Raw genomic sequence first — 11,487 nt, 5'->3', positions numbered from 1 at the left:
CGAACACCCACGACGGGCCCCGGCCTTGGTGGCCGGGGCCCGTCGTGGGTGTTCGGGGTCAGTTGCCGCCGTTGGGCGAGCCGTGGCAGCGCTTGTACTTGCGGCCCGAGCCACACGGGCAGGGCGCGTTACGGGACGGGCCCTCGCCACCGTCGACCTGGCCGGGCGCGGCCCGCCGGGCGGTGCTGGCGGCCACAGCCTGGCCGCTCGCCCCGGCCGGAGCACGGCGCGGCGTGGAGGCGGCCGGGCGCTCCGAGGACTGCTGGCCGATGCCGAGCGCCGGCGCCTGCTGCTCGGGCCGCTCGATCACCGGGGCACCTCGGCCGGCCTCGCCGTCCACGGCGGGCGCGGAGTATTGCAGGCCCTGCTGCTGCGGCGCGCGGTTGAGACCCTTGGCCCGGATCTCCACCGGCTTCTCCAGCAGCTGCACCTCCTCGGCCTCCGGCTCCGCCTCCTCGACCTGGACGTCCAGGTTGTAGAGGAAGCCGACCGTCTCCTCCTTGATGCCGTCCATCATGGAGGCGAACATGTCGAAGCCCTCGCGCTGGTACTCGATGACCGGGTCGCGCTGGGCGTACGCCCGCAGGCTGATGCCCTCCTGGAGGTAGTCCATCTCGTAGAGGTGCTCGCGCCACTTACGGTCGATCACCTGGAGCAGGACCATGCGCTCGAGCTGGCGCACCGCCTCCTCGCCGAGGCTCTCCTCACGCCTGTCGTACGCGGCGTGCGCGTCCTCCTTCAGGCGGGCGAGCAGGAAGTCCTGGTCGATGCCCGAGCGGGAACCGACCTCCTCCTCCAGTTCCTCGACGGTGATCCCCACCGGGTAGAGCTGCTTCAGGCTCGACCAGAGCTGGTCGAGGTCCCAGTCCTCGGCGTAGCCGTCGCTCGTCGCGCCGACCACGTACGCGGTCACCACGTCGTCGATCATGTTGCGGACCTGGTCGGACAGGTCCTCGCCGTTGAGCACCCGGAGGCGCTCGGCGTAGATCACCTGGCGCTGCTTGTTCAGCACCTCGTCGTACTTGAGGACGTTCTTGCGGATCTCGGCGTTCTGGCCCTCGATCTGGGCCTGGGCGCTCCTGATCTGGCGGGTGACCATCTTCGACTCGATGGGCACGTCCTCCGGGATGTTGAAGCGGTCCATCACGGCCTCGACCGCGCCGGCCCGGAAGCGCTTCATCAGCTCGTCCTGGAGCGACAGGTAGAAGCGGGACTCACCCGGGTCACCCTGCCGGCCGGCGCGACCGCGCAGCTGGTTGTCGATCCGGCGGGACTCGTGCCGCTCGGTGCCCAGCACGTAGAGCCCACCGGCGGCGGCGACCTCCTCCGCCTCGACGTCGCACGCCTGCTTCCAGGTCGGGAGGATCTCCTCCATCGCCTTGGCGTACTCCTCCGGCTGCTCGACCGGGTCGAGCCCGCGCTGGCGCAGCTCGTTCGCGGCGAGGAACTCGGGGTTGCCGCCGAGCAGGATGTCCGTACCGCGGCCGGCCATGTTGGTGGCGACGGTGACCGCGCCCTTGCGCCCGGCCTGCGCGACGATCTCCGCCTCCTTGGCGTGGAACTTCGCGTTCAGCACCGAGTGCGGGATGCCGCGGCGGCGCAGCATGTGCGACAGGATCTCGGAGTTCTCCACCGAGACGGTGCCGACCAGCACCGGCTGGCCCTGCACGTGCCGCTCGGCGATGTCCTCGACGACGGCGTTGAACTTGGCCTTCTCGGTCTTGTAGATGACGTCGGGCCGGTCGAGCCGGACCATCGGCCGGTGCGTCGGGATGGTCACGACGCCGACCTTGTAGACCTTGTTGAACTCGCCCGCCTCGGTCTGGGCGGTACCGGTCATGCCGGAGAGCTTCTCGTAGAGGCGGAAGTAGTTCTGGAGGGTGATGGTGGCGAGCGTCTGGTTCTCCTGCTTGATCTCCACCCCCTCCTTGGCCTCGATCGCCTGGTGCATGCCCTCGTTGTAGCGGCGGCCGTGCAGGATGCGGCCGGTGAACTCGTCGACGATCAGGACCTCACCGTCGTTGACGATGTAGTCCTTGTCGCGCTTGTAGAGCTCCTTGGCCTTGATCGCGTTGTTCAGGTAGCCGACCAGCGGGGTGTTCACCGACTCGTACAGGTTGTCGATGCCCAGGCGGTCCTCCACCTTGGCCACGCCGCGCTCGGTGATCGCGATGGTGCGCTTGGCGTAGTCGACCTCGTAGTCGCCCTCGCCGTCGGTGCCGGGCTGGAGCCGGGCCACCACGGCGGCGAACTCCTGGTACCACCGGGCGGAGTGCTCGGCCGGACCGGAGATGATCAGCGGGGTACGCGCCTCGTCGATCAGGATCGAGTCGACCTCGTCGACCACGGCGAAGAAGTGGCCGCGCTGGACCAGCTCGTCCTTCGACCAGGCCATGTTGTCGCGCAGGTAGTCGAAGCCGAACTCGTTGTTGGTGCCGTAGGTGATGTCGCACTCGTAGGCCGCGCGGTGCTCGCTGGCGGGCCGGTTGGGCAGCACCACGCCGACCTGCAGGCCGAGGAACTCGTGGACGCGGCCCATCCAGGCGGCGTCGCGCTCGGCCAGGTAGTCGTTCACCGTGATCACGTGCACGCCCTTGCCGGCGAGCGCGTTCAGGTAGACCGGCATGACCGAGGTGAGCGTCTTGCCCTCACCCGTCTTCATCTCGGCGATGTTGCCGAAGTGCAGCGCCGCGCCACCCATCACCTGGACGTCGTAGGGGCGCTGGCCGAGCACCCGCGAGGCGGCTTCCCGGCACACCGCGAACGCCTCGGGCAGCAGGTCGTCGAGGGTCTCGCCATCCTCGAGCCGCTCCTTGAACTGGTCGGTCATGGCGCGCAGCTCGTCGTCGCTGAGGTTGACGTAGTCGTCCTCGATCGAGTTGACGGCGGCAGCGATGGCCTTCAGCCGACGCACCATGCGGCCCTCGCCGGCGCGAAGGAACTTTTCCAGAATCGACACGGATCAACGCTCCCCTAGACGGTCTCGAACCATCGTAGGCGCTCCGACGCGACGATGGTCACTGGTGGCGGCGGTCCGGGCTCCGGAACCCGACATAACGCCGCGACCGTGCGCCACCGGCCGCTAATCGGGTTACGCCGTGCGCGAACGATCCGGCACGATGGCTCGAATGGAGCCTGTCGAGATCATCGAGGACGGCCTGCTGCTGCGCCCGTGGCGCGCGGAGGACGCCGACGCGGTGCACCGTGCCTGCCAGGATCCGGACATCCAGCGCTGGACCACCGTACCTCGCCCGTACCTTCCGGAGCACGCGAGCGAGTACGTCACCACGATCAGCGCCACCGCCTGGGCCGAGGGCACCGGTGCGCTCTTCGCGGTCTGCGACGCCGGCACCGGTGAGCTGCTCGCCTCGTTCGGCCTGGTCTCCGTCGACCGCGCGCGGGAGTCGGCCGAGGTGGGCTACTGGACCGCGCCGTGGGCCCGGGGCCGGGGCGTCGCGGTCCGCGCCACCCGCGCGCTCGCCCGCTGGGCGTTCGACGCGCTCAAGCTGCGCCGGCTCACCTGGCAGGCCGAGATCGGCAACCACGCCTCCCGGCTGGTCGCGCTGCGCGCCGGCTTCCGGATCGAGGGTGAGCTGCGGCTTGCCGACCCCAGCCCCGGCGGCCGGCCCGAGGGCTGGATCGGCTCGCTGCTCCCCGGGGAGGTCGCCGCCGCCGGCGACCCGGTCCCCTACGGCCCGGACACGCTCCAGGCCCGCCGCGCGGCGGTCTTCGGCCGGCCGCAGCCGGTCCTGTTCGCCACCGCAGGCGACACCGAACTGCGGCTGCGCGCGCTGGAGGAACGCGACCTGGCCGCGGTGACCCGCACCTGCCAGGACGAGCAGACGATCCGCTGGACCACGGTGCCGCACCCGTACCGGCCGGAGCACGCCGAGGGCTTCCTGCGCGACCTGGTGCGCCCGGCCTGGGCGCGGGGAACGGCAGTGACGTTCGCCGTGGCCGACCCGGACGACCGCTACGTCGCGTCGATCGACCTGCGCCTGCTGCCGAACGACCCGCTGGTGGCCGACGTGGGCTACATGACCGCGCCGCACGCCCGCGGCCGGGGCTACCTGCCGGCCGCGCTCGCCGCGGTGTGCGCCTGGGGTTTCACCACGCTCGGCCTGGCCCGGATCGAGTGGCGGGCGAATGTGGGCAACACCGCCTCGCGGCGGGCCGCCGAGAAGGCCGGTTTCGCCGTCGAGGGCACGCTGCGTGGCGGCGTCCAGCACCGCGGCGAGCGGCAGGACGTGTGGATCGGCGGCCTGCTGCCGGGCGACCTGGCGTGACGCCGGAGACGATCGAGGGGTACGGCGTACGGCTGCGGCCGTGCCACCTCGCGGACGTGCCCGAGATGGTGGCCGGGTGCGCCGATCCGGAGATCCGCCGGTTCATGCCCCTGCTGCCCGACCCGTACGACTCCGGCGCCGCCCGCTGGTGGGTCACCGAGGGCGCGCCCGCGGCGTGGGCGGCGGGCGGTGCGGCGTACACGATCGCCGACCCGGCGAGCGACCGGCTGCTCGGCAGCATCGGGCTGACCCGGCTCAGCGCGGAGCGGGCGACGTACGAGATCGGTTACTGGGTGGGAGCGGCGGCGCGCGGCCGGGGCGTGGCCACCGCCGCCACCCGGCTGCTGACCGAACGGGCGTTCGCCGCCGGGGCGGCCCGGTTGGAGTTGCTCACCCGCACGGAGAACGTGGCGAGCCAGCGCATCGCGCTCGCCTGCGGTTACCGGCACGAGGGCGTACGCCGGGCGGCGGGCGCGGACGGCGACGGCGTACGCCAGGATCTGATCGCCTGGGTGCGGCTGGCCGACGACCCGCCCGGGCCGCTCGCCCGGTTGCTGCCGGACCTGCCGGACGGCCGGCTCACCGACGGCGTGGTGACGCTGCGCCCGGTGGAGCCGGCGGACACGGACGCGCTGTACCGGCTGCACTCGCTGCCGGAGGTGGTGGCGAACCGGGTGCCGCCGGTGGCGCCGGAGCGGGCGGCGCTCGCGCGCCGTTGCCGGCTGGCGGCGAGCCGCTGGCTCGCCGGAGAGGCCGCCGACCTGGCGATCGTCGACGCGGTCACCGGCGCTGTCGTCGGCGGCTGCGCGCTGTTCTACGACGAGCCGGCCACCGGGCAGGCCATGATCGGCTACAGCCTGCTGCCCGAGGCGCGCGGGCGCGGGCTGGCGGCCCGAGCGGTCCGGCTGGTCGCGGGGTGGGCGTTCGGCATCGGGGTGGCCCGGCTGTGGGCCGGCACGCGGCCGGACAACGTCGCCTCGCAGCGGGTGCTGGAACGGGCCGGCTTCCGGCGGGAGGGTCTGTTGCGCGGCCGGCTGCCCGGCCCGGACGGCGCCCGTGTCGACTCGGTGGTCTACGGCCGGCTGGCCACCGACGAGAACTGAGTACGGGCCCCCGCACGGGGGCCCGTACTCACCGGTCAAGGGGTCACGTGTCGAGCTGGATGATCCCGTAGTCGTACGCGTGCCGCCGGTAGACCACACTCGGGCGGCCGGACTCCTTGTCCTGGAACAGGTAGAAGTCGTGGCCGACCAGTTCCATCTGGAACAGCGCGTCGTCGACGGTCATCGGTTCGGCGGGGTGGACCTTCGCCCGGGCGATGTGCCACGGCTGGTCGTCGGGTTCGGTGTGGCCGCTCTCGTCGGGGCGTTCCGCGACCGCTGTGGCGGTGCCGTGGCCGTCGAGCGCCGCCAGTCCGGGCCCGTCGAGGTCGGCAACCGGCAGGCCGGCGGTCGCGGCGGCCACGGAGATCGGCGCATGCCGTCCGCGGTGTACCCGGCGACGGTCCGCCGCGCGGCGGAATCGCGTGTCCAGCTTGGCGATGGCGGCGTCGAGCGCGCTGTAGAAGTCGTTCGTGCAGGCCTCGGCCCGGATCACCGGGCCGCGCGTCACGCACGTGATCTCCACCCGCTGGCAGGTGTCCGCCTGGCGTGGATTGCGCTCGTGGAACAACTCGACGTCCACGCGAATGAGCTTCTGGTCGTAGCGTTCGATCTTCGCGAGCTTCTCGGCTACGTGCACCCGGTAATGGTCCGGCACTTCGACGTTACGGCCCTTGACCACGATGTCCACGTGACCTCCCTTGTTCGGACGGTCGTTCGGTCCGGATCATCCGGTCGATGCACCCGGGAGGGCCCCGCTCGGCGTCGACCGGTGTTGTTCGGCTACGCCTCCTTCCAGTGCCGGGGGAAGGTTTGACCCTCACTACCCCCGACACCGAAACGCTAACTCCTGTACGGCCAACCGTCACCCCTGGTTGCCGAAGGCGGTCGCGAAATTTAACAGCTCATACACCATGGGGTGAAACGGATACACGAAGCGTCACCGACGGTGCCGCTTTTGCGTTGCGGCGAGCACGGCCGCGGCCTTTGGCGTCATTCCCGCGCGGTGCAACATCCGGCTCACCGCCGCCAGCGTGGCGCCGGTGGTGACGATGTCGTCGAGCAGCACGACGGTCTCCCCCGGCCGGTGGCCGGCCGACGGACGGCGCAACCGGAACGCCTCCTCGGCCGCGGCGGCCCGCCCGGCGCTGTCCAGCGCCACCGAGTCGGTCCGGGGCAGCGCCCGCAGCGGGCGCAGCACGCGTACCGGCCAGCCGGCCGCGCGTAACCGGGCCGCCGCCGGCCGGACGAGCCGGTCGAGGTGGTCGCCGTAGCGGGCCCGGGCGGCGCGAGCGGTGTCGGGCACCGCCACGAGCGTGACCGGGCCGGGTTGCCCTGCCGCCACCGCGACCACCTCGGCGAGCAGCGCGCCCAACGGCCGGGCCAGCCCGTGCCGGCCCCGTTCCTTGTACGCCAGCAGACCCTCGCGCAGCGCGCCGCCGTACGGGCCGAGCGCGACGCAGGGCGGCAGGCCGGGCGGAGCCGGATCGGGCCGGGCAGGTGCGGGACGCAGCGACTCCAGCTCCCGCGCGCAGCCGGGGCAGAAGCCGTGCCGCAGCCGTACCGATCCCGCGCCGCAGCCCGCGCACCCGGCGGGCAGCACCAGGTCGGTCAGGTCCGACCAGAGCCCACCCAGGTCACGCATGGACGGCTCAGTAGAGGAAGAACGGCGCGGTCGGGTTGGTCGCCCGGCTGCCCGACGGAACGTCGAGCACCTGCTCCCGCTTCACGTAGTCGAACGGGTTGTTCCGCCAGGCCGCGCCGTCCGTCTCGAACATGAACGAGAACGCGGCCAGGCCGCGGTCGCCGCCGCCCGGATACCCGGCGAGCTGGGTCACCGGGGCGCCGATCTCCACCGCCAGCGGGGTCTCCCAGGCACCATCGACGCTGAGCTGGTGGATCGCCGAACGCCGGTCCGCCTCGTTGCCGGCGAGCGCCAGCTCGTTCTCCGCCACCCAGTCCACCACCGTCACGCCGGTGAGCAGCGTGGTCACCCGGCGGGGCTGTCCGAGGCTGACCACGCCACCGTCGACGCTCACCGCGGCGACGAAGACCGCACCGCCGGAGGCCAGTGCGATCCGGTGGCCGTCGAGGGAACCGGCCACAGCCGTCACCGGCCCGGGAACGGACAGCGGGATCTCGCTCATCCGGCCCGCGCCGTCGAACCGGTAGAGCCGGCCGTCCGCCGCCACCAGACCGGCCGGGCGGGCCTTGTTCAGCGACCGCAGCCAGGTGGGACGGCTCATCGCCCGGAACGTACGGTCGCCGGGGCTGAGCATCGCGACCGGTTCCGGACCGGTGCCCACCTTGAGCCGCCTGCGGTTGTCCGACCCGGTCACCACGAGCGCGGCGAGCACCTGGTCGTCGGCGCGGGCGAGCGACGCGGAGACCACGTTGCGGTTCTCCGCGGGCGGCAGCGGAACGGCGGCACGCGACTCGTTGCCGAACGCCAGGGGGCGGACGGCGCCGTCGTAGACGGCGAACCGCATCGGATCGCCGCCGCGTGGATAGGCGGCTGTCGAGACGCGCTCCCGCCGCAGGTCGACGGTGAGCCGCTTCTGGTTCTGGATCTTCAGGTCGACCTGGCCGTCGAGGTCCGACAGCGACCATGCCAGCTGGGTGCCGAGCCGGGTCAGCCGCTGCTCGTTGGCGCCCGGCATGTTCAGGTTTATCTCCCAGTGGCCGTCGGCGCCGGTCGCATTGTTGATCAGCTGGGTGCCGTCGGGCAGCCCGGTCACGCCGGGCGCCAGCCAGTCCGACGGGCGGTCGGCCAGCCACTTCATCACCTCGGTGATCCGGCGTTCGGTCGGCGCCGACGAGGGCAGGTAGCGCTGGTCCGGCACCAGCCGGGTCAGGTCGGTGTTCCAGAAGTAGACGGTGCGGGGACGGTAGTACTCGCGCATCGCCGAGTCGCTGGCCAGCAGCACGTTCGGCAGCTCGGTGATCAGCAGGCCGGTACCGGCCTGCTCGGCCCGGCGCAGCTCGAAGGCGTACTGCGTCTCGCTCGCCACCGGCGGGCCGAGCGTGCCGTCGGCGCGCAGCACGCCCACCTGCTGCACCTTGAGCGTCACGGTGCTGGTGCCCTGGTTGTTGGGCGGCGTGCTCTCCGGCTTCTCCCGCAGCCGCACCACTGTCAGTTCGACCTCGCTGGTCTGCGGCTTGCCGGGAAGCAGGTCGCGGGCCTCCGCGGCGAGGAACTTCCGGGCCCGGGCGTACGCCTGGTCGCGCTCCCCTGCCGCGGCGGCCCGCAGGTAGTTCTCGATGAAGGGCACCGGCTCGCTGCTGTCGGCCGGCTCGGGCGGCCGGGCCGGGCTGCCGTTGAGCGCCCCGGACTCGGCGGCCGGCACCGAGCCGTCCACCTGCACGTCCGTCTGGTCCGGGATGCCGCATCCGGCGAGCGCGGCCGGCAGCAGCGCGCCGGTCAGCAGCAGGGCCAGGACGCGGCGGTTCACGGCCGCGCCTCCGCGTGGTCGCCCCCGCCGGCCGGTCCGGGGGTCAGCGCCGCGACGCCGCCGCCGGGCCCGACGGCGGGCAGCCCGCCGTCGCGGGGGCCGCCGAACGGCACCGTGGCGTCGGCCGGCACCAGCCGCAGCGGGGAGGTGGTGAGCCGGTCCCCGGCCCGGGCCGGCAGGGTGAGGCGGAACTGCGCGCCCTGCCCCGGCGCGCCCCACGCCTCCAGCCAGCCGCCGTGCAGGCGGGCGTCCTCCAGGCTGATCGACAGGCCCAGCCCGGTGCCGCCGGTCTGCCGGGCGCGCGACGGGTCGGCCCGCCAGAAGCGGTTGAACACCAGCTTCTCCTCCCCCGGCTTGAGGCCGACCCCGTGGTCCCGCACGGTGATCGCCACCGCGCTCTGGTCCTGGCCCAGGGTGATCCGTACCGGCTTGGCCTCGCCGTGCTCGACCGCGTTGCCGACCAGGTTGCGCAGCACCCGCTCGACGCGGCGCGGGTCGACCTCGGCGATCACCGGAGTGTCCGGCAGGTCCAGCTCGATGGTCACCCCGACCCGCTCGGCCAGCCCGGCCAGCCGCTCGGTCACCCGGTGCACCACCGGCACCAGGTCGGTCGGCTCGCTGTCCAGCACCGCGAAGCCGGCGTCGAACCGGCTGATCTCCAGCAGGTCGGTGAGCAGTTCCTCGAACCGGTCCAGCTCGGCCTGGAGCAGCTCGGCGCTGCGGGCCACCGCCGGGTCGAACTCGTCGCGCTCGGCGAAGATCAGGTCGGCTGCCATCCGTACCGTCGTCAGCGGTGTCCGCAGCTCGTGCGAGACGTCTGAGGTGAACCGGCGTTGCAGCCGGGACATCTCCTCCAGCCGGAGGATCTGCCGTTGCAGGTTCGTCGCCATCTGGTTGAACGAGGCGGCCAGCAGGGCGAGGTCGTCCTCGCCGGAGACCACCATGCGCTGGTCGAGCAGGCCGGCGGAGAGCCGCTGTGCGGTGCGCGCGGCCACCCGTACCGGCGTCACCACCAGGCGGGTGACAAGGGCGGCCAGCAGGCCGAGCAGCAGCACCAGCGCGACGCCGGTGGCGACCACCGTGGCCCGGGCGTCGGCCGCCGTCGCGTCCTGCCGCGCCAGGGGTACGAGGTAGTAGAGCTCGACCTGCCCGAACTTGGTGGGCACCGGGGAGCCGTAGACCAGGTATTTCGTCCGCTCGCCGCCGAGCGAGCCGGTACGGATCTGGTGTGCGACCTTGCCGGAGGCGACTGTGGCCCGCAGCTCGTCGCCGATCACCGCGCCCACCGGCACGTCCGGCGTGGTACGCGGCTCGATGAACTCGGCGAAGTTGTCGGCGGTGATCGCCACCACCACGCCGCTGGTCTGGGTGGGGTCCCCGCCGGCCAGGTAGTTCACGGTGCCGTCGATGGTGTTCTGGAGCTGCGCCTCCTGCGGCTGGCTGTAGAGGTTGAACTGCTTGGCCGCGTACTCGCTGCCGTTGCTCAGCCGCAGCCGCACGTCGGTCTCGGCGTTCTCCAGCAGGATGCTCGTGATCTTGTCGGCGATCAGATAGGCGAAACCGCCCACCAGCAGACTCGACGCCACCAGCGTGATGGTGACCACACGGACCTGGAGCGACCGCCGCCACGCCTGGTGCACCGCGGCCACCAGCCGGGCGACCCGGCCGGTCAGGGCGAGCCAGAGTGCCCGCACGGCGTGGAGCCGGCGGGACGCGGCGGTCGGCGGGTCGGGCAGCGGGGTGGTCACCACAGTGCTGACCAGGCTATCCGGTGCCTGCCTTGTAGCCCACGCCCCGCACGGTGAGGATGATTTCGGGTCGCTCCGGATCCGGCTCGATCTTGGCGCGCAGCCGCTGGACGTGCACGTTGACCAGGCGGGTGTCCGCCGCGTGGCGGTAGCCCCAGACCTGCTCCAGCAGCACCTCGCGGGTGAAGACCTGGCGCGGCTTGCGGGCGAGCGCGACCAGCAGGTCGAACTCCAGCGGCGTCAGCTTCACCTCCTCGCCGTCGCGGCTGACCGTGTGGGCCGGCACGTCGATGGTGATCTGGTTGCCGGGCGGACCGATGGTCAGCATCTCCGGCGCCACGTCCTCGCCCCGGCGCAGCCGGGCCCGCATCCGGGCCACCAGCTCCTTGGGCTTGAACGGCTTGACCACGTAGTCGTCGGCGCCGGACTCCAGCCCGAGCACCACGTCGACTGTGTCGCTCTTGGCGGTCAGCATCACGATCGGCACGCCGGACTCGCCCCGGATGGCGCGGGCCACGTCGATGCCGCTCATGCCCGGCAGCATCAGGTCGAGCAGGACGATGTCGGGTCGGTTGTCGCGGAACGCGGCCAGCGCCCGTTCGCCGTCCGCGACGAAGGACGGCACGAAGCCCTCGCTGCGCAGCACGATGCCGAGCATCTCGGCGAGGGCGGGGTCGTCATCGACCACGAGTACCCGGGCTCTCATGGGGTTTATCGTTCCATCCCCGTTCGTCTGGAGTGTTCGGCGTCTCCACGGCACCGTAGCGCCGAGCGGCCCCGTGCACCACAGCAAGTCGGCGTGGCCGCCCAGCGTGGCGCGCCGGGTCGGACGGGTCCACCGGATGCGGACCCGCCGTGCAACCATGATCCCCCGGGCGTCGCCCCGCCCGCCACCTCCGCT

At 72.5% G+C, this 11,487-nt stretch carries 8 protein-coding genes; 2 read left to right on the top strand and 6 right to left on the bottom strand.

All coding sequences use genetic code 11. The features are described 5' to 3' along the window. Positions 1-58: 58 nt before the first annotated feature. Positions 59-2,959: a preprotein translocase subunit SecA gene (secA, locus tag ABD52_RS33310; protein ID WP_047894352.1), complete on the bottom strand. Its 2,901-nt coding sequence runs from the start codon at positions 2,957-2,959 to the stop codon at positions 59-61. A gap of 169 nt (positions 2,960-3,128) precedes the next feature. Between secA and ABD52_RS33305 the strand changes: the two genes are divergently transcribed. Both ABD52_RS33305 and ABD52_RS33300 read left to right on the top strand, forming a co-directional pair. Further along, on the top strand, positions 3,129-4,286 hold the full coding sequence (locus tag ABD52_RS33305; protein WP_047894351.1) for a GNAT family N-acetyltransferase: 1,158 nt from the start codon (positions 3,129-3,131) through the stop codon (positions 4,284-4,286). Further along, the gene (locus ABD52_RS33300) at positions 4,283-5,389 is read left to right on the top strand and encodes a GNAT family N-acetyltransferase (RefSeq protein ID WP_047894350.1); all 1,107 of its coding nucleotides are present in this window, start codon (positions 4,283-4,285) and stop codon (positions 5,387-5,389) included. The genes ABD52_RS33305 and ABD52_RS33300 overlap by 4 nt, the downstream gene beginning before the upstream one ends. A 43-nt stretch (positions 5,390-5,432) precedes the next feature. On the opposite strand, the gene raiA is transcribed toward ABD52_RS33300, so the two are convergent. From raiA to mtrA, 5 genes are all read right to left on the bottom strand, one after another. Beyond that, positions 5,433-6,077, bottom strand: a complete 645-nt coding sequence (gene raiA / locus ABD52_RS33295) for a ribosome-associated translation inhibitor RaiA (protein WP_013474120.1) — start codon at positions 6,075-6,077, stop codon at positions 5,433-5,435. A 249-nt stretch (positions 6,078-6,326) separates the two neighbouring features. Then, a complete protein-coding gene (locus tag ABD52_RS33290) occupies positions 6,327-7,031 on the bottom strand; it encodes a ComF family protein (protein ID WP_047894349.1) in 705 nt (234 codons plus the stop codon). 7 nt (positions 7,032-7,038) lie between these two features. Then, on the bottom strand, positions 7,039-8,838 hold the full coding sequence (locus ABD52_RS33285) for an LpqB family beta-propeller domain-containing protein (RefSeq protein ID WP_013284212.1): 1,800 nt from the start codon (positions 8,836-8,838) through the stop codon (positions 7,039-7,041). Further along, a complete protein-coding gene (mtrB, locus tag ABD52_RS33280; protein ID WP_235437629.1) occupies positions 8,835-10,532 on the bottom strand; it encodes an MtrAB system histidine kinase MtrB in 1,698 nt (565 codons plus the stop codon). Before mtrB ends, ABD52_RS33285 begins: the two co-directional genes overlap by 4 nt. 70 nt (positions 10,533-10,602) lie before the next feature. After that, the gene (gene mtrA, locus ABD52_RS33275; protein WP_013284210.1) at positions 10,603-11,292 is read right to left on the bottom strand and encodes an MtrAB system response regulator MtrA; all 690 of its coding nucleotides are present in this window, start codon (positions 11,290-11,292) and stop codon (positions 10,603-10,605) included. Positions 11,293-11,487 lie beyond the last annotated feature (195 nt).

The sequence above is a fragment of the Micromonospora sp. RV43 genome (genome assembly GCF_001029515.1).
Taxonomy (GTDB): domain Bacteria; phylum Actinomycetota; class Actinomycetes; order Mycobacteriales; family Micromonosporaceae; genus Micromonospora; species Micromonospora aurantiaca.
This window is presented reverse-complemented; position numbering and strand designations above follow the sequence as displayed.

Coding starts and splice junctions, on each gene's coding strand:
- ABD52_RS33305 (WP_047894351.1), top strand. CDS start 3,129: ATGGAGCCTGTCGAGATCATCGAGGACGGCCTGCTGCTGCGCCCGTGG.
- ABD52_RS33290 (WP_047894349.1), bottom strand. CDS start 7,031: ATGCGTGACCTGGGTGGGCTCTGGTCGGACCTGACCGACCTGGTGCTG.
- mtrA (WP_013284210.1), bottom strand. CDS start 11,292: ATGAGAGCCCGGGTACTCGTGGTCGATGACGACCCCGCCCTCGCCGAG.